Annotated in this window: 22 protein-coding genes; 8 read left to right on the top strand and 14 right to left on the bottom strand. The window is 65.0% G+C overall.

The genetic code is table 11. The annotated features are described in order from the left end of the window. Positions 1–186: 186 nt before the first annotated feature. From ACFOKF_RS21195 to ACFOKF_RS21220, 6 genes are read right to left on the bottom strand one after another with little or no spacing between them, the layout of a single operon-like run. On the bottom strand, positions 187–1,170 hold the full coding sequence (locus ACFOKF_RS21195) for an ABC transporter substrate-binding protein (protein WP_380798525.1): 984 nt from the start codon (positions 1,168–1,170) through the stop codon (positions 187–189). A 3-nt stretch (positions 1,171–1,173) separates the two neighbouring features. Continuing rightward, entirely contained in the window at positions 1,174–2,262 is a 1,089-nt protein-coding gene (locus ACFOKF_RS21200) for an LLM class flavin-dependent oxidoreductase (protein ID WP_380798526.1), read from the bottom strand. Between the two features lie 19 nt (positions 2,263–2,281). Continuing rightward, a complete protein-coding gene (locus ACFOKF_RS21205) occupies positions 2,282–3,556 on the bottom strand; it encodes a rhodanese-like domain-containing protein (protein WP_380798528.1) in 1,275 nt (424 codons plus the stop codon). Then, the gene (locus tag ACFOKF_RS21210) at positions 3,553–4,179 is read right to left on the bottom strand and encodes a cysteine dioxygenase family protein (protein ID WP_380798529.1); all 627 of its coding nucleotides are present in this window, start codon (positions 4,177–4,179) and stop codon (positions 3,553–3,555) included. The genes ACFOKF_RS21205 and ACFOKF_RS21210 overlap by 4 nt, the downstream gene beginning before the upstream one ends. Then, on the bottom strand, positions 4,176–4,955 hold the full coding sequence (locus ACFOKF_RS21215; RefSeq protein WP_380798530.1) for an ABC transporter ATP-binding protein: 780 nt from the start codon (positions 4,953–4,955) through the stop codon (positions 4,176–4,178). The genes ACFOKF_RS21210 and ACFOKF_RS21215 overlap by 4 nt, the downstream gene beginning before the upstream one ends. 2 nt (positions 4,956–4,957) lie before the next feature. After that, the gene (locus ACFOKF_RS21220) at positions 4,958–5,791 is read right to left on the bottom strand and encodes an ABC transporter permease (RefSeq protein WP_380798531.1); all 834 of its coding nucleotides are present in this window, start codon (positions 5,789–5,791) and stop codon (positions 4,958–4,960) included. 291 nt (positions 5,792–6,082) lie between these two features. On the opposite strand from ACFOKF_RS21220, the gene ACFOKF_RS21225 reads away from it, so the two are divergent. Then, complete coding sequence (locus ACFOKF_RS21225; protein WP_380798533.1) at positions 6,083–6,919, top strand: LysR substrate-binding domain-containing protein; 837 nt, start codon at positions 6,083–6,085, stop codon at positions 6,917–6,919. 139 nt (positions 6,920–7,058) lie between these two features. On the opposite strand, the gene ACFOKF_RS21230 is transcribed toward ACFOKF_RS21225, so the two are convergent. Genes ACFOKF_RS21230 through ACFOKF_RS21245 form a run of 4 tightly spaced genes read right to left on the bottom strand, consistent with a single transcriptional unit; the run spans position 7,059 to position 10,323 of the window. Further along, complete coding sequence (locus ACFOKF_RS21230) at positions 7,059–8,006, bottom strand: NAD(P)-dependent oxidoreductase (RefSeq protein WP_380798535.1); 948 nt, start codon at positions 8,004–8,006, stop codon at positions 7,059–7,061. Position 8,007: 1 nt separating this feature from the next. Next, on the bottom strand, positions 8,008–9,195 hold the full coding sequence (locus ACFOKF_RS21235; protein ID WP_380798537.1) for an acyl-CoA dehydrogenase family protein: 1,188 nt from the start codon (positions 9,193–9,195) through the stop codon (positions 8,008–8,010). Positions 9,196–9,200: 5 nt separating this feature from the next. After that, positions 9,201–10,202 carry an ABC transporter substrate-binding protein gene (locus ACFOKF_RS21240; RefSeq protein WP_449325400.1) on the bottom strand — a complete coding sequence of 334 codons (1,002 nt, stop codon included), beginning with the start codon at positions 10,200–10,202 and terminating at the stop codon, positions 9,201–9,203. Beyond that, positions 10,180–10,323: a hypothetical protein gene (locus tag ACFOKF_RS21245; protein WP_380798538.1), complete on the bottom strand. Its 144-nt coding sequence runs from the start codon at positions 10,321–10,323 to the stop codon at positions 10,180–10,182. The genes ACFOKF_RS21240 and ACFOKF_RS21245 overlap by 23 nt, the downstream gene beginning before the upstream one ends. A gap of 100 nt (positions 10,324–10,423) precedes the next feature. Between ACFOKF_RS21245 and ACFOKF_RS21250 the strand changes: the two genes are divergently transcribed. The 6 genes from ACFOKF_RS21250 to ACFOKF_RS21275 all read left to right on the top strand — a co-directional run bounded on the left by ACFOKF_RS21250 (position 10,424) and on the right by ACFOKF_RS21275 (position 15,722). Further along, positions 10,424–11,776 (top strand): FAD/NAD(P)-binding protein, encoded by a 1,353-nt coding sequence (locus ACFOKF_RS21250; RefSeq protein ID WP_380798539.1) that lies wholly within the window; start codon positions 10,424–10,426, stop codon positions 11,774–11,776. Positions 11,777–12,103: 327 nt separating this feature from the next. Beyond that, complete coding sequence (locus ACFOKF_RS21255) at positions 12,104–12,475, top strand: hypothetical protein (RefSeq protein ID WP_380798540.1); 372 nt, start codon at positions 12,104–12,106, stop codon at positions 12,473–12,475. 11 nt (positions 12,476–12,486) lie between these two features. Beyond that, entirely contained in the window at positions 12,487–13,236 is a 750-nt protein-coding gene (locus tag ACFOKF_RS21260; RefSeq protein ID WP_380798541.1) for a class I SAM-dependent methyltransferase, read from the top strand. After that, positions 13,236–13,562 (top strand): hypothetical protein, encoded by a 327-nt coding sequence (locus ACFOKF_RS21265; RefSeq protein ID WP_380798542.1) that lies wholly within the window; start codon positions 13,236–13,238, stop codon positions 13,560–13,562. The genes ACFOKF_RS21260 and ACFOKF_RS21265 overlap by 1 nt, the downstream gene beginning before the upstream one ends. 205 nt (positions 13,563–13,767) lie before the next feature. Then, the gene (locus ACFOKF_RS21270) at positions 13,768–14,481 is read left to right on the top strand and encodes a hypothetical protein (RefSeq protein WP_380798543.1); all 714 of its coding nucleotides are present in this window, start codon (positions 13,768–13,770) and stop codon (positions 14,479–14,481) included. Then, positions 14,478–15,722 (top strand): MFS transporter, encoded by a 1,245-nt coding sequence (locus ACFOKF_RS21275; RefSeq protein WP_380798544.1) that lies wholly within the window; start codon positions 14,478–14,480, stop codon positions 15,720–15,722. Before ACFOKF_RS21270 ends, ACFOKF_RS21275 begins: the two co-directional genes overlap by 4 nt. Before the next feature lie 61 nt (positions 15,723–15,783). Here ACFOKF_RS21275 and ACFOKF_RS21280 read toward each other — a convergent pair whose 3' ends face one another. From ACFOKF_RS21280 to ACFOKF_RS21295, 4 genes are read right to left on the bottom strand one after another with little or no spacing between them, the layout of a single operon-like run. Next, entirely contained in the window at positions 15,784–17,649 is a 1,866-nt protein-coding gene (locus tag ACFOKF_RS21280) for a hydantoinase B/oxoprolinase family protein (RefSeq protein WP_380798546.1), read from the bottom strand. A 19-nt stretch (positions 17,650–17,668) separates the two neighbouring features. Then, on the bottom strand, positions 17,669–19,711 hold the full coding sequence (locus ACFOKF_RS21285) for a hydantoinase/oxoprolinase family protein (protein WP_380798547.1): 2,043 nt from the start codon (positions 19,709–19,711) through the stop codon (positions 17,669–17,671). 31 nt (positions 19,712–19,742) lie between these two features. Further along, the gene (locus ACFOKF_RS21290; protein WP_380798549.1) at positions 19,743–20,372 is read right to left on the bottom strand and encodes an isochorismatase family protein; all 630 of its coding nucleotides are present in this window, start codon (positions 20,370–20,372) and stop codon (positions 19,743–19,745) included. Between the two features lie 16 nt (positions 20,373–20,388). Continuing rightward, a complete protein-coding gene (locus ACFOKF_RS21295) occupies positions 20,389–21,582 on the bottom strand; it encodes an FAD-dependent oxidoreductase (protein WP_380798550.1) in 1,194 nt (397 codons plus the stop codon). A 200-nt stretch (positions 21,583–21,782) separates the two neighbouring features. Between ACFOKF_RS21295 and ACFOKF_RS21300 the strand changes: the two genes are divergently transcribed. Continuing rightward, entirely contained in the window at positions 21,783–22,565 is a 783-nt protein-coding gene (locus tag ACFOKF_RS21300; RefSeq protein ID WP_380798551.1) for an IclR family transcriptional regulator domain-containing protein, read from the top strand. The last annotated feature ends 2 nt before the right edge of the window (positions 22,566–22,567 follow it).

Raw genomic sequence — 22,567 nt, forward strand, 5'->3', positions numbered from 1 at the left:
AGCATCGCGCTTTAAATAAGAACCGTTCGGCCCTTCGACTTCGCTCAGGAGAGCCTGTCGAAGCCCCGTCTTGTTCTTCAAGAAGTACGGCCCCCTTCGACGCCGCCTGCGGAGTCGCTCAGGACAGGCTTCGACAGGCTCAGGGCGAACGGATACAGAAGCGATCTCGATTTCACGCTCGACGCTCTAGATTCCGGACGAGGCCTGTCCTTTGTCCACCCTGGCGAAGCTCGCATCGAATGCGGCGGGAACGGACCGCTTGCCATCTGTCAGGCCCGCCTTCCGGAAACGGGCGGTGATCGCCTGTTCATGCGCGATGATCCCGTCGTCGATCGGCTGCGACACACGATTGTTGCGGTCGAAGCTGGCGCGGGCAATGTCGAGAGGCAGGCCGGTCTCCTTGGCCAGCACCTGCGCAAACTGGTCAGGATGCGCCCGCGCCCAGGCGACGGCCTTCGCCTCCCGTTGGAGGAAATCGGCCAGCAACGCGCGCTTCGGTTCGATCGAGTCGGCATTGGCGATGTCGATATAGAGGGGCAGGCCATAATCCCTGGCATCGACGACGGCGCGTGCGCCTTCCTTGATCGCGACATTGGTGTAGGGCGTCCAGGTCGCCCATGCGTCGATCGCTCCGCTGTCGAACGCGGCCTTGGCGTCGCCCGGCGGCAGGAAGGTGACGCGCACCTTGTCGGCCGGGATGTTCGCCCGCTCCAGCGCCTGCAACAACAGGTGATGGCCGATCGAACCGCGTGTCGTGGCGATGGATTTGCCGACCAGTTGCTGCGTGCTGCGGATCGGCGATCCGGTCTTGACCAGTATGGCCAAAGCTTCCGGCGCCTGATTGACGGGCGCCTGCACGGCGATCGCCTTGACCGGGCTACCGCTTTGATAGGCGAAGATGAACGGCGCATCGGCCGCCAGCCCCAGATCGGCCGCGCCGCCGCCCACGGCCTCCAGCAGCGGCTGGGCCGCCGGAAATTCCGACCACTCGACCGTATAGGGAGCGCCCTTGAGCGCGCCGGAGGCGAGCATCATCGCCCGCACCTGCCCCTTTTGATTGGCGACGCGCAGGATAGTGTCGTCACCGCGTTTAAAGGTCGCGGCGGCAAGGCCAAGGCCCGCCACCGCAACAAGGGTCGCCGACAGGAGGGCGACTGTCTTCTTCGACATGGATCAGCCCGCCAGTGCGAGGCCGGCCGCGTCACGATCGGCGACCTTGCGACGCACGATCGGCAGCAATTCACGGCCGTAAAGGATGGAATCGCCCAGCGGATCGAAACCGCGGATCAGGAAATGGTCGATGCCGACGTCATAATAGTCGAGCATGGCGTCGGCCACCTGTTCAGGCGTGCCGACCAGACCCGTGCTGTTGCCGGCCGCGCCGGTCAGCGCCGCAACGCCGGTCCAGAGGCGCGTATCGCGCCGGTTGCTGCTGGCGGTGTCGAGCAGGCGCAGCGACCCGGCATTGGGCGGGCGGTGGCCGCTGATCGGCAGGCCGGCGGCGACGCGATTGTCGCGCACCTGCTCCTCGATTTCCGCCGCGCGCTTCCACGCCGCTTCTTCGGTATCGGCGATCACCGGCCGCAGGGACAGGGAGAAGCCCGGATCGCGGCCATGGCGCGCCGCCGATTTGCGCACCGCGCGCACCGTATCGCGCACCGCCTCCAGCGTTTCCCCCCATAGCGCATAGACATCGGCATGGCGGCCGGCGACTTCGATCGCCTCATCCGACGACCCGCCAAAGAAGACCGGCAGATTGTCGGGCTTGATCGCGCTATAGGCCTGGCGAATGTCGTAGAACTTGCCCTGATGGTCGAATGGCGTCACCGCGGTCCATTCCTGTCGCAGGATCGTCAGATATTCGTCCGTGCGGGCATAGCGTTCGGCCTTGACCGTGCGGGTATCGCCGTCGCGCGCCATTTCCTCATCCGCGCCGCCGGTGATGATGTGCACCGCAACCCGGCCATTGGACAGCTGGTCCAGCGTGGCAAGCTGCCGCGCGGCCACCGTGGGCTGGGTGAAGCCGGGCCGGTGCGCGACCAGAAAGCCCAGCTTCGTCGTGATGGCGGCGGCATGGGCCGCGACGATCTGGCTTTCGGGACTGTTCGATCCGAAGGGGATGAGGACGCGGTCGAACCCGCCCTCTTCCTGCGCCTTGGCCGCTGCGTTCACATAATCGGTGTCGAGCGCACGGCTGCGCACCGCCGATTGGGTTTCGGACCCGTTGTTGAAGCCGATATAGCCGATGAATTTGACGCTCATGGGAACTCTCCTGCTATGCTCAGATGACGAAAAAGCCGTGGGTGCCGTCGCGCTCCAGCTGGGCGACGAGGCCATATTCCCAGTCGAGATAGGCCTGCATCGCCGCCGCCTTATTGTCGGTGCCTTCATAGGGCCGTTTGTAGCGCCCCTCCGGCCCGCGGGGGGGCGGCGCGCCGTCCTTGCCTGTTTCCAGAGCGGCGGCGGACCAATCGACATCGAGGATCGACACATCCCATCCCAGTTGCGCCAGCCAGGACGCGGTCATGTCCGCGCGCGGCCCGACCGTGTCGGTCACGACGATGCGCGCGCCGCGCACCGGCGCATTATGATCGGTCTCCTGCACCAGCTGGCCACCCTGCGCGTTGCGGAAGCCGGGCAGATGACCGCTTTCATATTCGCGCGGCTGGCGCACGTCGTAGAGATAGAGGGTGCGGGCGCTGTCCGCCCGGAACGCCTCCAGTTCGTCCCAGCCGATCCGCTTCACGCCAGCCCGATAGGCGACGTCGCGGGCATAGGCGCGCGCCTCGTCCGCCGACAGGTCGTCCACTTCCGGCGCGACGCGGGTCTGGCCGGTTTCCAGATCCTGCCCGGCCAGCGTCCAGCCGATCGTGCCGTTGCGCAGCGCGAACACCTTGTTCGGCACGCCGGCATTGACCAGCGACTGGGCGCCGATGATCGAACGGGTGCGGCCGGCGCAATTGACGATGATCGTGGTGTCGGGATCAGGCGCCACGGTGCGCGCATGCAGCACCAGTTCGGCGCCAGGCACGCTGGTTCCGGTCGGGATGCTCATCGTATTATATTCGTCGTAGCGGCGGGCATCGACGATGCGGATGTCCGCCTTTTCACGGATCAGCGCCTGCACCTCTTCGGCGGCCAGGCTGGGCGTGTGGCGGCGATGTTCGACCAGTTCGCCAAACGCCTTGCTATAGCTGTTGACGTCTTCGAACAGTTCATAGCCCGCATCGCGCCAGGCCGACAGGCCGCCGTCCAGTTCGCGCACATCGCTGTAGCCCAGTGCTTCCAGACGCACCGCAGCCTTGTGCGCCAGCCCTTCGCCATTGTCATAGACGATGATCGGCGTGGCGAGGCGCGGAATGCGCCAGCGCGCTTCCTCCTCAATGCGCCGCAGCGGAATCTGCGCCGCGAACAGCGGATGGCCCTGCGCAAATTCATGTTCTTCGCGCACATCGATGACGGCGATTTCGCTGCCGATCAGCAGGGCGTGGCGAATATCCTGCGGGGTGGCTGCCAAAGTGCGTTCACCTATGCGGTCGAGTGTGTCGGTGCTCATGCGCTTTTCGATCTGTCCCAAAGGTTGGGGATCACGCCATTGGCGTAACCCGAAATGAAGCTTTTTGGCGTGCCGTCGGTGGCGTAGGTCGCCCGTTCGACCGCGCCGATATTCGCGCCATAGACATGGATGCTGATGGAGGGCCGGTCGGCCAGGCCATTGGTGACGCGGTGAATGTCGCCCACGCGCGGGGAGACGGCGTCCACCTCCCCCTCGCGCAGCCATTCCTCGCCTGCCGCGACCAGCCCGCCGGTCGGCAGGCGGCGGAAGCGCTCCACCTTTTCAACGCCGCGCAGCACGCCCACCAGGCCCCAGACGCTGTGATCATGGATCGGCGTCGCCTGTCCCGGTCCCCAGACGAAGCTGACGATGCTGAAGCGTTCGCGGCTGTCGCAATGGAGCAGATATTGCTGGTAGCGGTCCGGGTTGGGCCGGGCGAATTCTGCGGGCAACCAGTCGTCGGCGGCGATGAGCCGGGCGAGCAGCGACCGGCCGCTTTCCAATATCGCCTGTTCATCGCGCGTCGCCGCCAGCAGATCGGCAAAGGCGGTGACGAAACCGCGCAGCCGACCGATATTGACGGGCGCATCGACGGGCCGCTCCAAGGTCGCGAGGCCGCTCATTCGGCCGCCACCGCGAAAGGCACGACGCCTTCGCCATGATCGTCGCCGCCAAGGTGCGACAGCAGTTTTTCGCGCAGGCGACCGGCGAAGCTGGCGCGTTCGCCGCGCGGCGCCGTGATGCGCTCCTCCGCGACGATACGCCCCTTGTCCAGCACCAGCACCCGGTCGGCCAGTGCGATCGCTTCCTCCACATCATGGGTGACGATCAGCACGGCGGGCTTGTGCGTGCGCCAGAGCGACAGCACCAGATCATGCATGCGATAGCGCGTCAGCGCATCAAGCGCGGCGAACGGCTCGTCCAGCAGCAGCAATTCGGGTTCGCGGACCAGCGCCCGGGCCAGCGCCGCGCGCTGCGCCTCGCCACCCGACAGGGTCAGCGGCCAGGCGTCGATGCGGTGGCCCAGCCCGACTTCGCGCAGCGCCCCTTCAGCCCGTGCGCGAACGTCGCCCTTCAGGCCCAGCGACACATTTTTCCAGACCGGCTTCCAGGGGAGCAGACGCGCATCCTGAAACACGACGGCGCGCGAGTCGGGTACATCCACATCCTGCCCGCGCACTTCGTCCAGCCCGGCGAGCGTGCGCAACAAGGTGGTCTTGCCTGATCCCGACCGGCCCAGCAGGGCGATGAACTCGCCCGGCGCAATGTCGAGGTCGAGGCCGTCGATGATGGTGTTGGCGCCAAAGCGGCGGGTAAAGCCGCGCAGCCGCACGACGGGTTCCGGGTGGGGAAGATGGACGGCAGAGTCCACCGTAGAGAAACCGAGGCGAGCGTCCATGCTTATTGCTCCACTATGCTGGGGCGCCAGATCAGGGCGCGGGCTTCGACGGTGCGGACCAGCCAGTCGGCGCCAAGGCCGAGGATGGCGTAGACCATCAGGCAGACGACGATGATGTCGGTCCGCATGAAATCGCGGGCGTTGTTGATAAGGTAGCCAAGGCCGGCCGAGGCGTTGATCTGCTCCGCCACCACCAGCACCAGGATCGACACCGACAAAGCGTAGCGCAGGCCGACCAGCAGGGACGGCAAGGCGGATGGCAGCACGACATGCCATATCTGCTCCCACCGGCTGAGGCCGAAGCTCTTGGCCGCGTCCAGCAGGCGCAGGTCCACGCTGCGGATGCCGCTGTAGAGGTTGAGATAGACCGGGAAGATGGTGGCGAATGCGATCAGGGCGACCTTGGGCGTTTCGCCGATGCCGAACCACACGATGAACAGCGGCGTCAGCGCCAGCGCGGGAATGGTGCGCTTGATCTGCATCAGCGGATCGACCGCCATTTCGCCGGCGCGCGACAGGCCGGCCACCAGACCCAGCGCCAGCCCCAGCCCGACCCCGATCAGCAGGCCGGCGGCGACACGGGCGAAGGACACCAGCAGATTGGACGGCAATTCGCCCGACAGGACCATTTCGAACAGGGTGCCGAGCACGGCGGACGGCGCGGCCAAAGTGCGTTCGGGGATCAGGCCGATGCGCGACCCGGCTTCCCAAAGCAACAGCAGCGCAACCGGCGAAAGCCAGCGCCCGCCAAAACGCGAGAGGGAGAAGCGACGCGGCGCGGCGGCCGATCGGCCCCGCCCTGCTGTTGATAGGTTATGGATCGTCAAAACCGCCATGTCCGGGCCTTTTGTGAAGTCCCGACAAGCCCAACATGAATTGTCTACCTATTCAATTAAGTTTTTCTGCGTCGACCTATCAGCGTTGATCATAGGTCGCATTTCACCGCCGATATGGGGCGGAACAGCGCCGAAAATGGCGGTTTCCAGCGCGTCGATCGTTCAGCCCAAGTTTTTCCTTCGCCGCCCAAATCTCTACTATTTTGATTGATATATAAGCATCGGCGATAAGCATATGCTCCGTTCCCGACACCGGATCGGCCTTTCCCCTATTTATGAAGAGGTTCGCTCGTGCCGGTCAATTTGCCGACCAATTTGCTCCGCAGCTTCGTCGCGATCGTCGACACCGGATCGATGCTCAATGCGTCGGAACAGGTGTTCGTGACCCAGTCCGCGCTCAGCCTGCAAATCAAGCGACTGGAGGAACTGGTGCAGCAGACTTTGTTCCTGCGCGAAGGGCGTCGCCTAATCCTGACGGCGGCGGGCGATGTGCTGCTGGATTATGCGCGGCGGGTGCTGTTGCTGCACGACGAAGCGGTGGCGGCGGTCAGCGCCGGGCGGTTCGCCGGGCCGGCGCGCATCGGCATGGTGCAGGATTTCGCCGACACATTGCTGAGCGGCCTGCTGTCGCGCTTTGCCGAATTGCATCCCGACGCGCAAATCTATGCGCGGGTTGCCGGCACCGCCGAATTGCAGACGCTGCTGGAGCGGCGCGAACTCGACATAGTGCTGGGCTTCGCTGCGCCCAATGACGCCCATGCCGTCACTGTCGCGCCGATGAGCTGGTATGGCGATACGGCGCTGGCCGATCGCCCTGTCATTCCGCTGGCCGTGCTGGAGGAGCCATGCCGTTTCCGCGAAGCGGCGATCCGGGGGCTGGAGGATGCCGGCCTGCAATGGCGGATCGCGGTGGAAACGCCCAATCTGGCGACGCTCAAGGCGGCCGTGGGCGCCGGGCTGGGCATCACCTGCCGCACGCACCTGTTCCTGGATGAAGCGCAGGCGCTGGAACATGAACGCCTGCCCCAGCTACCGCGCGTCGCGGCCATCCTGCGCGCGGGCGACAAGCTGGACAAGGCCGCCAGCCGTCTGGCCGAACTGGCGCTGGAAACCGTGCAGGCATTATAACCTGATATGGCGGGCGCACCCGACGCCCGACTCTCATTAGAGCATAATCCGATCATTCTGAATCGGATTATGCTCTATTTCTCTTTTGTTTTCCGCATTTTCCGAGCCAGCAGATGATGCCATCTGCTTCGAAAATGCTCTAATAACCTCGCGCCGGATCGACGATGTCGCTCGGTGCCTCGCCCCGCACGAAGCGGGAAATATCGTCCCGCACCTTTTCCAGCAGTCGATGGCGCACCAGCGTATGATTGCTGGAAATATGCGGCGTCAGGCGGATGCGCGGATGGGTGTAGAGCGCATGCCCCTCCGGCAGCGGTTCAGGATCGGTTACGTCCAGCGTGGCGAAGCCCGGCCCGTCTTCCCGGTCCAGCGCCTGCATCAGCGCCGCCTGATCGATCACCGATCCGCGCGCGACGTTGATGATGTGCGCGCCCGGCTTCACCTTGCGTAACAATGCGTCATTGAACAGGTGGCGGGTCTCCGGCGTAGCCGGCACGGCGATCACGATATGGTCGGATCGCGCCACCAGCGCTTCGACATCGCGCACATGTTCGACCCCGCTGACGCCCGACTGCGCGCCGGACCGGCGCAGGCCCATAACCTGCGCACCCAGCGCCAGCCCGCGCCGCGCCACTTCCTGCCCGATCGCACCCAGCCCGACGATGCCGATCGTGGTGCCCGACACCCGGCCCAGCGGCACATTGATCCACTGCGCCCGCGACCGCACCGTCACCGCCTCCAGATTCTTGGCATGGGCATAGATGGCGGCGATCACATAATCGGCAATCTCATCCGCCGCGACCCCCCGGCCGCAGGTGACGAGCGGCGCATCGAGCAGCCATTGCGGATAGAAATCGATCCCGGCCGACGCGCTGTAGACCCATTTCAGGCGCCCCGGCCAAGCCGGCGGACGCTTTGCTGCGGGCTGGCGCCATGCGGGGGAGGGACGGATCAACAGCATGTCCGCCTCGGCCGCCGCCGCCCAGGGTTCTTCATCGGCCACATCGATCAGGATCGGCGCGGCAGGATGCTGGCCCAGCCCGCGATTAAAGTCCGCGTCCAGCTGGCTGGCGATAATCAGGCTCATGTCAGTTCCCAAGCGCCGCCCGCCCGGCGGCGATCAATATGGTGTCGGTCTGCGGCGAATGGATGCGGCTGCACAGCACATCGCGATAATGGCGCTCCAGCGGATTCTTGCGGCTGATGCCCGGATTGCCGGTCAACTCCAGACCGATCTCGACTGCGCGGATCGCATTGGCGGTGGTCAGATATTTGATAGTATTGACTTCCACCGCGCTCGGCAAATCGCCCGCATCGTGCCGGGCCGCCGCGTCGCGGATCAATGTGCGGTTGACCTGCAACAGCGCCTCGATCTCACCGAACTTTTCCTGCACGCGCGGCAATGTGGCCAGCGACGCGCCCAGATTGGTCGGCACCCGATCGTTAAGATAGGCGCGCAGCCAGTCGCGCGCGGCCCGCGCCACGCCATCATAGATGGTGGAAATGGACAGCGCGTTCCAGATGGCCAGGCTCGGGTCGCCCGCGCCCGTCGCCCATTGGTCGGGTCGGCGAATGTCGACCGCATGGTCCAGCGGCGTCGGCGTATCGGTGAAATGCACCGCATGGCTGACCGTCGCGCGCATGCCCAGATGGTCCCATACCGGCTCTATGTCGATGCCCGCACCGTCGGCGCGCACCAGGAAATTGCCGACGCGCGGCTCCGCTTCATCCGTCTTCGCCCAGACGGAAAACCAGTCCAGCCCGGTCGATCCGGTGGAATAGATTTTGGTGCCGGTCAGCGCCCAGCCATCGGCCGTGCGCCGCGCCACCGTCGCCGGCAGGCCGCCGCGCACCGGGGTGCCCAGTTCCGGTTCCACCCGCAATCCGCCAATCAGGCCCCGGCCCGCCACCGCTTCGCGCGCCAGCCGTTCGTAAATGGACTGCGGCCAGTTGCGCGCCCGCGCCGGCGTGGCGTGATAATGATAGGTCATGAACAGGATCAGCGCTGTCGAAGGCTCCCCCTTCGCCACCGCGCCGAGAACGCGGATGGCTTCGGACAGCGACGCGCCCCGCCCGCCCAGATCGCGCGACACGGTCAGGCCGATCAGCCCTTCCTTTGCCAGCAGATCGAAATTGGCGCGGGGGAATGCGCCGCTGCGGTCATATTGCTCCGCCGTTTCGGCCAGCTGCCGCGTGATGCGGTCCAGCAGGTCGGCGCTGACGGGCGAAGGCAGGGACGGCGTTGCGGCGTCGCGGGACAGTGGCTGGCTGGCCATAGATTTCAGCCTCTCTTGGTGATCTGGGAATTGAAACGGTCGTCCCACAATGGCCGCACATCGACCGCCTTGGGGATCAGCTTCTGTTCGAAGAAAAGGTCGGCGACGCGCTGCTGCGACGCGATCGCCTCCGCCGTGACCGGCCGCAATTCATAGCTCGCGCTCTTGCGGCGGAACTGGTCGCGCACATACTCGCGCGGCACGCCAATATCCTGGGCGATGATGTCCGCCCATTCCGCCTGATGCGCGGCCGCCCAGCCATAGGCTTTTTGCAGCAACCCCAGATAGTCGCCGATGATCCGCGTCTTTTCCGGATCGGCCAGCGCGTCGACATGGGCGGACACCAGATAATTGCCCGATAATATGCCATAGGCGGTCTTGAGGATGCGCGCGCCCTCGGTCGCGACCGCGCGCTGGATCGGAAAGCCGTAAATTGCCCAGCCATCCAGCGCCCCTTGGGAAAAGGCCGCCGCGCCATCCGACACGCCCATCGCCACCGGCTTGATGTCGTCCCATGTCAGGCCGACCTCCTCCAGCATGCGGATGAGGAAATATTGCGATGTCGTCGCGCGGACATAGCCGACGCGCTTGCCCTTGAGGTCCGCGATGGATTTCGCCGTAGAGCCTTTGGGCACCAGCACGACCTGATTGTTGACGTCGCCATGCGTCACCGCAATCTGGCGAAAGCTCTGGATGGTGGACGCTGCCGCAAAGATCGGCGGAATCTCGCTCATCCCGCCAAAATCGAGCGAACCGCCATTCAGCGCCTCGATCACCAGATGACCAGACTGAAACTCGCTATAGGCGAGATCGAACCCTTCGGGCCGGATGCCTGCCGCCTTGAACAACAGCCGCGCATCCCCTTCCCCCTTGCCGGTGATCGACAGGCGCAAAGTCGGGCGGCCGCCTTTGGTCGCGCCACAGGCGGACAGAAATAAAGTGCTCGCTGCACATCCGGCCAGAACGGCGCGTCGTGAAACAGCCTCAGCGCCCATGTGCGCCGTCACGGGATGCCGCCGACGCTGACGCGCGTTCGAACAATATGACGTTGGGATCGCGCAGAAATTCGCGGCGCGCCGCATCATGCAGGGCGCGCCAGCGCTGGAGGGCAGACAGCAACAGACTCATTTCCGACCTTTCGGAGCGTTAAATGGCCTCTTTATCTATTCATGAAGTAGAGATATGTCTCACAAGCAATGCTCCATCATCCATTAGAAAAGCTTGATCCATGCTGATCGCCCGCCATGTCGCCATCATAGGCGGCGGATTCAGCGGCACGTTGCTGGCCATCAACCTGCTGCGGCACGGCTCGCAACGGGTGACGCTGGTCGAACGCCGGTCCGATCGCCTTGGCCGCGGCCTTGCTTATGGCGCGGCGCATGCCGATCATCTGCTCAATGTCCGCGCCGCCAATATGAGCGCCTTTCCCGACCAGCCGGATCATTTCGCAACATGGCTCAGGAACCGGGGCATGGGCGCGGACACCAGTTTCGCCACGCGGCGCGTCTATGGCGACTATCTGTGCGCCTTGCTGGAGGACATGCAGCGCGCCGCGCCGGGCCGCTTCAGCGTGATCGCGGATGAAGCGGTCGATCTGACGCTCCATGCCGACGGTGCGCGCGTGACCCTGGCGTCCGGGCGCTTCATCGATGCAGACGTCGCAACGATCGCGCCCGGCAATCTGCCCCCGCACCGGCTCGCCGCCTTCGCCACTGTCGACAGCGACGCCTATGTCAACGATCCCTGGAGCCGCGATCTGGCGGCGGGGCTTAGCCGGCGGGACCGGGTGATGCTGCTCGGCACCGGCCTTACCGCCGTCGATTCGATCCTCAGCCTCGTCAATGCCGGCTTTGCCGGTTCGATCCTGGCCTTGTCCCGTCGCGGTCTGGCCCCGCACGCCCATGCGCCCGCAGACGCCTTCACGCCCACGCGCGAAAAGCCGTCGGGACCTCTTTCAACTTTGCTCCATCAGGTCAGGGATCGCGCCGTTCAGGTTGGCTGGCGCAATGCAGTCGATGAATTGCGTCCCTTCACGCAAAATATGTGGCGCGCCGCCTCTCACGCGCAGCGGGAGCGGTTCCTGCGTCACCTGCGCCCCTATTGGGACGTTCACCGGCATCGAATCGCCCCGCCCGTGGCCGCGCGCCTGGATGCGCTGCGGGCCGAAGGGCGGCTCTCCATCCTCGCCGCCAAAGTGCTGGACGCCACGCCAACCAATAACGCGCTGGCCGTGACGATCCGTCGCCGTGGCGCGAATCAGGGAGAAAGCATGCAGGCAGCGCGCGTCGTCAACTGCACCGGCCCGCTGGGCGATTTGCGCCGCGCCGGCGACCCGTTGCTGCGCGCACTGGCGGACAGAGGCGACATCCGCGCCGACGCGCTGGCGATCGGCATCGACGTCGATCAGCAGGGCCGCGCTTTGGCGCAGCACGGAAGCGCGCAGGACCGACTGCTCGTGGTCGGGCCGATGACGCGCGGCGCGCATTGGGAAATCGTCGCCGTGCCCGACATCAGGCGACAGGTCTGGACCCTCGCCCGCCAGATCACCGGCGCACACTGGGTCGAGGCGGAGGGGCTATAAAACTTGGTTTAGAGCGTCGCGCTTTGAGTATGATCCGTTCGCCCTGAGCCTGTCGAAGGGCTGTACTTTTCTTAGCGTGTTCAAGGCAAAATGCAGGGCTTCGACAAGCTCAGCCCGAACGGAGGTTGGGTGATACAGGTTTCACGCACGAGGCTCTAAGCCCATAGCTGGCACATCTGGCAGGGAATCAGGCAAAACAAAACGCAAAGCCACAAAATGGCGTCGCCAAGGCAGACCCTTTCCCTATGCCCCCCAATAGACTGTTCGCACTGCGGAAAAAGGCGCAAAAGCCATTGTCATGCCGGCGACTCTGGCGATGCTCCTCCCATGACCGAAAGCCCCCCTGCCCAGCCCTTCGACTTCACGCCCGTCCATGATGAAATGGCGCGGCTGAATTTCGTCGGCGCGCTCAAGAAATATGTCAATTTCACCGTCGAGGCCGCCTTTCAGGATCGGTTCGACAAGGAAATCGCACCGGCCCATGCCCGCGCGCATGGCCAGCCGCCCGCCAACCGGAAGGAAGCCGGTGCGGCGAGCGCGGCCGATCCGCTGTTCCAGCTTTGGGCATCGCTGACCTGGCACAGCCAGAATATGATGTGGGACACCGTCCAGCAGACCACCGACCGGATCATCGACGATCGCGTCGCCACCTTCCGCGCGATCCGCGACCGGCCCGCAAGCGGGGCAGTCTGCACCTGAACGATCGACTGGTGGTCAAGGCGCCGGTCAAGACCACGGAAATCCATCGCCAGCCGGGGGGCTACTGGCGTGAACGGCGACCCGACGATATCGAGGCGGGGCTGGTCTATACCGGCACGGTCGAAATGTATCGCGCGGCCAAGGGCATGTCGGCCGGCAAGTCGGCGACCAAGGACACGCTGGGGCAGTTCGTGGCGCAGGTCGCGGCCCGGCGCGCGCCTGACCTTGTCCCCACCGCCATCCTCGACATGGGCTGCGGCACGGCGGAACAGACCCATGCCTATAAGCGGCTCTGGCCCGATGCCGACGTTCACGGGCTGGACTGCGCCCGCCCCTTCGTCCGCTACGCCCATGGCGCGGCGGAAAGCGCGGGCCTCGCCATTCATTTCCACGAACTGGATGCCGCCGAAACCGACTTTCCCGACGCAAGTTTCGACTTCATCACATCGATCATCATGTTCCACGAAACGTCCGCCGCGCAGGTGCCCCGCATCCTCAAGGAATGCTGGCGGCTACTGAAGCCGGGCGGTCTGGTGCTGCACCTCGACGTGCCCTATCACGCCCACCGTATCCCGCTGGCCAAACAGGTCACGAACGACTGGCAGGTGCGGCATAATGGCGAACCCTTCTGGACCGGCTTTGTCGATCTCGACATGCAGGCCGAACTGGAAAAGGCCGGTTTCGATCCGCAGACCGCCTTTGCCGATTATGAAGCGGTCGGCCCGGCCGCCTATTTCTTCTTCGGAGGGCGCAAGCCGTGATGACGACGCAAGACCCGCAAGCCGATGCCGACACCGGCCTGCCGACAGGCCCGGCGGCGGCCGACCGCCATGTCACCTTCCTGCCCGATCCGGTGGTCGACAATCTGCTGCGCGCCGTCGTCACGCTGACGATGGAATTGTCCGTCACCCGCGAGCGGCTGAAATCACTGGAGCAGGTGCTGGACAATCAGGGGCTGCATGTGTCGTCTGGCATAGAGACGCTGGCGCCGGACGCCGAAGACGACAACGCCCGCCGCGTGGAGCGGGAAAGGCTGATCCAGTCCATCCTCGCGCCGATCGTCGGGGGGCTGACCGGCAAGAGCTGAGACCCGCTCTACATCGCGATACCAAACGGGGCCGGTGCGCAAGCGCTGGCCCCTTTTGCCATGTGCGCCGCCGGCACTATCCGCCACGCGAACATTCATCACCCGATATTTGCCACCCCCTGTCGCTTCGCGGAGCCATGGCTGACGGACTGAACGGCCCGCCGTCCAGCCTCTCGATCAACGCCAGCCAGGGATGTTCCGCCTCATGCCCCTCACCCGTACCATCGGTTCCTATGTCACCTATCCTCTGGGCCATCCCGATCAGGCGATCGACTGGGAGGATTTCATCGTCACCCGCAACCCGGACGGATCGCGCACCGCGATGAGCCTGTCGCGCTTTCCCGGCTGCGCGATCGTGCGGCATGTGACCCAGACGGTGGATCGCGATTTCACGCCCCGCGACGGCTTCGTCCGCCTGTTCTCCGACAATGTCTATCTGGGGTCGCTGGTGCGGCATGTCAGCGGCGACACCGTGACGTCGATCGTACTGCCGCCCGATGGCGGGCCGGTGGATGAATCCAGCTTCCCGATCGACCGGGCGCAGGAAGTGCTGGGCTATCACCCCACCACGGCCGAAGGATGGAAGCTGATGAAGCTCGACCGCGCCGTCAGCGGCGTGCAGACCATCCGGCTGCTCACCACATCACTCACCTGGAATGGCGGCACGATCAGCCATGGCCGCAAGGTCGAGATGCCAGTCGAATATCTGGGAATGGAAGACATCAGCGTTGCCGGCAAGATCATGAATTGTCATCATTATATGTGGCGCACCGGGGATATTGACGGCGACCTGGAAATCTGGACGACTGGCGAGGATGAGATTGTCGCGCGCATGAATGGCTATCGCAAGGGCCACGCCTATGAACTGTCGCGCTATGACGTGACTGACTTTTCCGACGAGCGCGAGTTCGGCTATTGACCGCCGCCGTCGCCGCGCCGGCATCCGCCATGGCGGAGATGCGGCGCGGCTGGCGGCCGCTGGTCGCCAGCTGCGTTGGCCTGGCGCTGGGTCTGTCGCCCCATAGCGGCTATACCATCGGCCTGATCGCCGGCCCGGTGGGGCAGGATCTGGGCTGGAGCCGCGCCAGCGTGCTGGGCGCGACCATGGCCGCGACGATCGCAGTGATCCTGCTGGGCGCGACGATGGGCCGTCTGGTCGATCGGCTGGGCGCGCGGCGGGTCGCGCTCTGGTCGACGGTCGGGGTGGCCATCGGCCTGCTGCTGCTGTCCGCCACGCCGCGCGGCAATGTCACCCTGTTCTACGGCTTGTGGGGCCTGCTGACCGTCCTGGGGCTTGGCACGCTGCCCATGACCTATGCGAAGATCGTGACCCGCTGGTTCAATCGCGGGCGCGGGCTGGCGCTGGGGCTGATGCTGGCCAGCACTGGCATCGCCGGCGCCATCTACCCCTTCTACATCGACCGCTGGATCGATGCGGCGGGATGGCGCGGCGCCTTCATCGGGCTGGCACTGCTGCCATTGCTGCTATCGCTGCCCCTGCAATATCGCTGGCTGGCGGAAAGCGCGCCGGACGAGGGACAGGCGAAGGACGGCGACGCGATCGGCTTCACCCTGAAACAAGCCGTCAGCCATTACCGCTTCTGGGCGGCCGCGCTGGGGGCGATGCTGCTTAATGCGGCGAGCGGCGGCCTGCTCACCAATTTCCTGCCGCTGCTGACCGAAGCGGGCCTGGCCCATGAACAGGCGTTGCAGGCGCTGTCGGTGCTGGCGCTCAGCATTACCGGCGGGCGATTACTGTGCGGCCTGCTGCTGGACCGGCTCTGGGCGCCGGTCGCCGCGCTGGCGCTGATCGTGCCGGCCATGGCGGGGGCGCTGCTGCTCACCACCGATGCAATCCATCCGGCCATGGCGATCGGCTGCGTCATCCTGGTCGGCCTGATCACCGGCGCGGAGTTCGACCTGATGGCCTTCATCACCGGCCGCTATTTCGGCCGTCGCCACTATAGCGAGATTTTCGGACTGCAATTCGCGATCTTCGCGATCGGTTCGGGCGTCGCGCCGATCCTGTTCGGCTATCTGCGCGCGCAGACTGGCAGCTATGATCTGCTGCTGTTCCTGTCGGCGGCGATGCTCGCGGGGGCGGCGATGCTGTTCTTCACGCTGGGGCGCTACCCCGCCGAATTTACGCAGAACAAGTAACGAAAAAGCCTCCTCCCTCGATCCGAGGGAGGAGGCTTTTCGCAACCGGCTGGTCGCCGGATCAGGCGATCGGGCGAACCCATTGCGGCGCCTTTGGCGCGGGCAGGCCGGTTTCTTCCAGGCAGTTGGCCCGCAACGTCTCCAGATCAGGTCCGAAATCGAACACCGACACATCGCCGCGCGCGCTGCGCATCTCGGCCCGCAACGCCTCGGTCGCGGCCTCATCCACCGCGCCGTCGACCAGCACCACGCCATAGCGCCGCGCGCCCTGCGCGCTCACCAGCCCCTGCGTCAGTTCCTTGGCCAGCAACGCCGGATCGCGGTCCAGCGGGTCGCCCCAACCGCCCCCGCCCCAGGTGATGAAATGCAGCTTGTCGCCCGCCTCGACCGGATAATCCTCCAGCTTGTTGCCGACGACGATTTCCGTCCCGTCCGCCTTCACCAGCAGCTTGCGGGCGCGGGCGCCGGGCAGGCCGCCATTCACGCCCCAGGGCGGCACGAACCAGCGATCGTCATGAATGGCGATCACGCCCGGCTCCAGGAAACGATAGACCATGTCGATGCCGTTGCCGCCGCGATGCAGGCCCGGCCCGCCGCTGTCGGCCACCGTCGCATAGCTTTCGATGATCAGCGGGAAATAGCGTTCCAGAAACTCGTTGGGCACGTTGGTGAAGCCGGGGAAGAGCGAATGGCCATCCGGCCCGTCGCCCAGCGGCCGACCCGGAATGCCGCCAAAGCCGATCTGGAACAGTTGGAACCATTTCCCGTTCCGGTCGGTCCCGGCGTAGAAAAGATGCGGCGAGGAGGAAAAGCCGGCGGCATTGAGGAATTGCGGCGTCTTCTGCCCCAGCAGCCCGCCAAGAATGTCGAACAGCCGGCCCAGAACATGGGTGCGGCCCGACAGGGCGGCGGGGAATTTGGGCTTGAGCAGCGATCCTTCGGGAATGCGCACGTCGATCAGCGGATAATAGCCGTCGTTGAACAGGATCTGCGGATCGAACACCATGATCATGTAGATGCCGAAGAACATCCGCATCATGTTCTCGTTGAGGAACATGTTGATCGACGCTTTGGACTGCGGATCGGTGCCGTCGAAATCCAGCACCACCCGGCCATTTTCCCGCCACATGGTGCATTTGATCCGATAGGGGCCGAAACCCATGCCATCGTCGCAGATATAATCCTCGAAGCTGACCTTCTCTTCGCCGATCGAGGTTTCGATGAGATGCTGCATCGCCCGGTAATTGCGATCGAGCAGCAATTCGGTGGCCGACACGAACACATCGTCGCCGAACCGCCCAGCCATCTCCACCACGCGATGGGCGGCGACGCGGCAGGATGCGATCAGGGCGTTAAGGTCCGCCTTGCACCAGTCGGGCGTGCGCGACTGGTGCATGACCAGCCGGACCAGATCTTCATTATATTCGCCCTTCTTCCAGATCTTGACCGGCGGAATGCGCACGCCTTCCTGAAAGATTTCGGTCGCGTGGATCGGCATCGATCCGGGCACCATGCCGCCAATGTCGGACTGATGCCCGAACATCGACGTATAGGCGATCAGGCGGCCATCCTTGAACACCGGCAGCAGCACCAGCCAGTCGTTGCAATGGCTGATCGCGCCGCCGACCGAATAGGGATCGGACAGGAAGATGAGGTCGCCATCCTCCACTGTGCCGTCATAGCCGTCGAGGAACGGGCCGATATAGCTGCCGAACTGGCCCACGATCATGCGACCCTGATGGTCGGCGATCAGCGGGAAGGCGTCGCCCTGTTCGCGGATGCCCGGCGACATGGCGGTGCGCACCAATGTCGCGTCCATTTCGATGCGGGCGTTGCGCAGGGCATTTTCGATGACTTCCAACGTCACCGGATCGATGTCCACGCTCTGGAAGGGGGTCTGGTTCGCCTGGATGATCTGTGCCGGCATGGGTCTTGCTCCTTCGCGCTCAGGCCAGGTTGATGAGGATGTTGCCGAATGCGTCCACCGTGCCGACGCAGTCCGCTTCGATCAGGGTGGTCGAATCCATTTCGGTGACGATGGCCGGGCCGGGGATCACATCGCCCGCCCGCAATCTGGCCCGATCATAGATGACCGCGGGCGCCATCGCCCCGTCGGCCCAGAGTTGATGATCGCGCAGCTTGGCGGCGATCGGATCGCCATCGCCCTGCGGCAGGCGCTGCGCCTCCAGTTCCAGCAGCGGCCCCAGCGCCACGGCGCGCAGGTTCACCAGCTCATGCGCGCTGTCCATGTTGAAGGTGAAGAGGCGTTTATGCTCGGTATCGAAGCGCGCAGCGACCCCCGCCAGACCGTCGCTGGCCAGCATGGCCGGATCAATCGCCAGCGGCACTTCGAACGCCTGCCCTTCATAGCGGACGTCCAGTTCGAACTGGACCGTGATGTCGGCGGGGGCGATGCCCTCTCCGGTCAGTTCGGCCGTGACCTGCGTCGCCATCTCGGCCAGCAGCGCCGTCACCTGCCCCTCGTCGGTTTCATCGAACCGGCGGGAGAAGCTGCGCGCGATTTCCGTCCGCATCCGCGTGGTCGCATCGCCCAGCGCACAGAGCACACCGGGGCTGACCGGCGACACGGCGGGCCAGGCGCCCATCAGTTTCGAGATCGCATTTACATGCAGCGGCCCCGCGCCGCCAAAGCCCATCACCGCAAAATGGCGCGGGTCATAGCCCTGCTGCACCGAAATCATCCGCAGCGCGCCGAACATATTCTCGTTGACGATGTCGATGATGCCGCGCGCCGCCTCCATCAGGCCGATGCCCAGCCGGTCAGCGATGGTCTGGACCGCGCGGGTCGCCCCTTCGCGGTCCAGCTTGAAGGCGCCGCCCAGCAGATTTTCGGGCAGATAGCCCAGCACGACATTGGCGTCGGTCACGGTCGGCAACGTACCGCCCTTGCCATAGGCGACCGGCCCCGGCACCGCGCCCGCTGATTGCGGGCCTACCCGAAGGGCGCCGGTCAGTTCGGGGACATAAGCGATGGATCCGCCGCCCGCGCCCACCGTCTTGACGTCCAGTGCGGAGGCCCGCACCGCCAGATGCCCGACCTCGGTCGTGCGCACCCGGCGCGCCTCCAGATTTTCGATCAGCGCGACGTCGGTGGAGGTGCCGCCCACGTCCAGCGTCAAGATGTTGCGGATGCCGGCATTCTTGCCCACCCACAGCGCGCCGGTGACGCCGCCCGCCGGGCCGGACATCAGCAGCGCGACGGGATGCTCCTCCGATTTTTCCGACGACATGAGGCCGCCGTCGGACCGCAATAGCGACAGCGATCCCGCCATCCCGCCATCGCGCAGGCTGGCGCGCAGGTTGCGGACATATTTGCCGACGACCGGCCGCACGGCGGCATTGGCCACCGTCGTCAGCGTCCGCTCATATTCCTGCATTTCGGGCAGCACTTCATGGCTGAGCGACACAGGCACGCCGGGCAGCATTTCCGCGGCAATCTCGCCCACCCGCTTTTCATGCGCGCCATTGAGGTAGCTGTTCATCAGGCTGACGGTCAGCGCCTCGAACCCGGTGAAGCGGCTCAATGCCGCGCGAATGCCGTCCTCATCGATCGGGCGCAGTTCATTGCCTTGGGCGTCCATGCGGCCGGTGATTTCCACCGTATCTTCCAGCGCGGCGAGCGGTTCGGGCTTGGGCCATACGATCCAGCCGGCAAGGCCGCCGGGCACGAAGGACCGGGCGATCTGCATCACCTGGCCATAGCCTTCCGACACGATCAGGCCGACGCGCGATCCCTTGCCTTCCAATATGGCGTTGGTCGCGACGGTGGTGCCGTGCAGGAAATAGTCGATGGCGGCCGGCGTGATCCCCGCCTTCTCGCAGATCGCGGTCAGGCCGTTCAATATGCCTTGCGAACTGTCATGCGGGGTGGACGGGGTCTTGTGTCGCCAGAAGGCGCCGGACGCCTGGTTGAAAAGCAGCAGGTCGGTGAATGTGCCGCCGACATCGACGCCGAGACGATAGGTCATGGTCAGAACCCTCTTTCGATGGAGGATGGGATCAGGCGCGGAGCGCGGCCAGATAAGCGATCGTGTCGGCTTCGCTGACGACGTCGGCATATTTGGCGTTCATGTCGAACAGGTTGGCCCGGTGCGGATCGGGATGGCGGTCGCCACAGGCTTCCTCCACCACCAGCGTCCGAAAGCCATGCTGCATCGCGTCGACACAGGTCGCCCGCACGCAACCGCTGGTGGTCAGGCCCGTCAGCAGCACGCTGTCCACGCCCAGTGAGGTCAGCGTCGCCGCCAGCGACGTGCCAAAGAAAGCGCTGGCATATTGTTTCGACACGACCAGTTCGTCGTCGTCCGGGACCAGCCCCTTGGCCCAGTCGCCCATCGGATTGCCGCGGATGAAATAGCGCATCGGCTTGGACTTTTCGAAGAAGCGCCCGCCATCCATGCCATTGGGGTGCAGCACCACATTGGTCAGGATCACCGGCACGCCCGCCGCCTTTGCCGCTTCCCGCACCCGCAGGGCGGACGCCAGCGCATCGTCCACGCCCGCATAGAGATCGCAGGCCGGATCGAAATAGCCTTGCGCAAAATCGATCAGGATCAGCGCGGGTCGCTGGCCGAACCCCACGGAACGGCCATAGGCGCGCTGGTAATTGTCGTTCAGCTCGTCGCTCATATGCGGTCCTTCCGGGTCATGCGATCTTGTCGGCGTCGGCCAGGCTCTGGATCATCGCCTGCTTCAACAGATAGCGGCGGCGCAGCGCCGGATCGGCGGCGATCGCCTCCATCTTGTCCATGCGGCCCTGATGGCTTTCGCCCGGACCATGCTCCATGAACGCCTTGTTCTCGATCGATTGCGCCTGGATGAAGGCGGTGGTGATGCCGCGCCGCTGCCGGTCGAACCGCTCCAGCAACGCCGCGTCGCCATCCTTGCGCAAGATGCTCCACAGCTTGTCGGCCAGGTTCCACACATCATGGATGCCGCTGTTCATGCCGAACCCGCCCAGCGGATTGTTGAGATGGGCGGCATCGCCCACCAGCATCATCCGCCCCTTGTGGAAGGATCGCGCCACGCGCTGATGCACGCGATAGATTTTGCGGAACACCGTCTCGATGGGCACGCCCGGCACGATCCGGTCGAATATGGCGGCGACGCTTTCGTCGGACAGCAGGGCGTCATTGTCCGCATCGACGCTGGCGGGCACCAGAATGCGCCACAATCCCGGCACGCGCAGCAGCACCAGCCATTCGTCCGGATCGGCGATATAATTCACATATTCGATGTCGGTCAGCGTCTGTTCGATCGGATGCGCGGTCGAAATGCTGACGAACTTCTCCTCATAGGTGAAGCCGTCGAACGGCACGTCCATGATCGACCGCACGGTCGACCGCGCGCCATCGGCACCGATCAGGAATTTGGCGCGTATCTCTTCCTCGCGCCCGTCGCGCACCACGGTGGCGACGACCCCCTCGCCATCCTCCCGCGCCGCGACCAGCGTCGTGCCGAAACGCATGTCGGCATTGGCCAGCGTGGGCAGATGATCGGTTAGCATCGCCGCCATATGATGCTGCGGGCATTGCAGGCGGAACGGGAAGCGGGTCGCGTCGGCAATCTCCGCCATGTCGAAATTGAGGAACTGGCCGCTGCGCCGGTCGCGCCATTGATAGACCGGCGCCTTCAGCCCCCGTTCGATCAGCGGCGCCGCCGCGCCGACCTGATCCAGCATCTCTACCGTCACCGGATGAAAGGTGGATGCGCGCAGGTCGCTGGCGAAACTGTCGGTCTTTTCGCAGCAGATGACGTCCACGCCCATCGACGCCAACCGCACCGCGCCGATCGCGCCGACCGGGCCAGCGCCCGCAATAAGAACTTCGGTCTGAAGCACTTGGCCCCCTTGTGGAAAGGCGACGCCCCTGTGCGTCGACAAGGCAAGGCTTGCGGAACGTGCGCACGCGAAACCAGCGCCGTTCCCGACGATGTTCGTCTGATGAACAAATGTCTTTGCGTGGTGAAGGAAGTCAGGCTCTACTGGCACAGAGAAACGCGCCGAAACGCGCCGCTGGCGGAAGAAAGACAGGGTCCGACTTGACCGAAGACGCATCAATCCGGGTGATCGGGCGCGCGCTCGACATATTGCGCGTGATCAACCTTCAGGGCGCGCCCAGCATGACGCAGATCGCGCAGGCGGTCGACCTGCCCTATCCGACGGCTTTGCGCATCGTGCGCGCGCTGATCGAGGAAGGGGTGATAGAGCGGGAGCCGAACCGCAAACGCTATCGCGCGACCGCGCTGGTGCAGGCGCTGGCCTATGGTTTCCAGAGTCATGACGCGCTCGTCACCCAGGCGCGCCCGCATATCGAAGCGCTGACCAAATCGGTGCACTGGCCGATCAGCGTGGTCACCCGCGTCGGCAATTTCATGGTGGTGCGCGATTCGACCAGCACCCAGACGCCGATGACCTTCAACCATTATTATCCCGGCTGGCAGGTGCCGCTGATCCAGTCCGCGTCCGGACGCGCCTTTCTGGCCCATACCAGCAAGGACATTCGCGACACGCTGATCGCGCATATCGAGGATTCGGGGACCGAGCATGAAATCCGCATGCTGCGCGCCTTCGAATCGAGCGGTGAGGCGGACAAGATCCGGCGGCAGGGCTATGCTGCGGTCGCCCGCACCGCCTATTCCGCCAATCCGGGGCGCACATCCTCCTTCGCCGTGCCGATCTTCTGCGAGGAGGAAGTGCTGGGCACGCTCACGCTGGTCTTCTTTGCAGCGGCGATGACGCTGGACGACGCCGTCACCCGATACCTGCCGCATTTGCGGGCGACGGCCCACAGCATCGGCACCGACATGATCGGGCGCGCCTGAAC

Origin of the sequence: Sphingobium rhizovicinum (genome assembly GCF_042647625.1) — a bacterium.
GTDB lineage: Bacteria > Pseudomonadota > Alphaproteobacteria > Sphingomonadales > Sphingomonadaceae > Sphingobium > Sphingobium rhizovicinum.

Bases quoted from the DNA above. Each gene is read 5' to 3' on its own strand.
- ACFOKF_RS21195 (WP_380798525.1), bottom strand. From the start codon at position 1,170: ATGTCGAAGAAGACAGTCGCCCTCCTGTCGGCGACCCTTGTTGCGGTG.
- ACFOKF_RS21200 (WP_380798526.1), bottom strand. From the start codon at position 2,262: ATGAGCGTCAAATTCATCGGCTATATCGGCTTCAACAACGGGTCCGAA.
- ACFOKF_RS21205 (WP_380798528.1), bottom strand. From the start codon at position 3,556: ATGAGCACCGACACACTCGACCGCATAGGTGAACGCACTTTGGCAGCC.
- ACFOKF_RS21210 (WP_380798529.1), bottom strand. From the start codon at position 4,179: ATGAGCGGCCTCGCGACCTTGGAGCGGCCCGTCGATGCGCCCGTCAAT.
- ACFOKF_RS21215 (WP_380798530.1), bottom strand. From the start codon at position 4,955: ATGGACGCTCGCCTCGGTTTCTCTACGGTGGACTCTGCCGTCCATCTT.
- ACFOKF_RS21220 (WP_380798531.1), bottom strand. From the start codon at position 5,791: ATGGCGGTTTTGACGATCCATAACCTATCAACAGCAGGGCGGGGCCGA.
- ACFOKF_RS21230 (WP_380798535.1), bottom strand. From the start codon at position 8,006: ATGAGCCTGATTATCGCCAGCCAGCTGGACGCGGACTTTAATCGCGGG.
- ACFOKF_RS21235 (WP_380798537.1), bottom strand. From the start codon at position 9,195: ATGGCCAGCCAGCCACTGTCCCGCGACGCCGCAACGCCGTCCCTGCCT.
- ACFOKF_RS21245 (WP_380798538.1), bottom strand. From the start codon at position 10,323: ATGAGTCTGTTGCTGTCTGCCCTCCAGCGCTGGCGCGCCCTGCATGAT.
- ACFOKF_RS21250 (WP_380798539.1), top strand. From the start codon at position 10,424: ATGCTGATCGCCCGCCATGTCGCCATCATAGGCGGCGGATTCAGCGGC.
- ACFOKF_RS21255 (WP_380798540.1), top strand. From the start codon at position 12,104: ATGACCGAAAGCCCCCCTGCCCAGCCCTTCGACTTCACGCCCGTCCAT.
- ACFOKF_RS21265 (WP_380798542.1), top strand. From the start codon at position 13,236: ATGACGACGCAAGACCCGCAAGCCGATGCCGACACCGGCCTGCCGACA.
- ACFOKF_RS21270 (WP_380798543.1), top strand. From the start codon at position 13,768: ATGCCCCTCACCCGTACCATCGGTTCCTATGTCACCTATCCTCTGGGC.
- ACFOKF_RS21280 (WP_380798546.1), bottom strand. From the start codon at position 17,649: ATGCCGGCACAGATCATCCAGGCGAACCAGACCCCCTTCCAGAGCGTG.
- ACFOKF_RS21285 (WP_380798547.1), bottom strand. From the start codon at position 19,711: ATGACCTATCGTCTCGGCGTCGATGTCGGCGGCACATTCACCGACCTG.
- ACFOKF_RS21290 (WP_380798549.1), bottom strand. From the start codon at position 20,372: ATGAGCGACGAGCTGAACGACAATTACCAGCGCGCCTATGGCCGTTCC.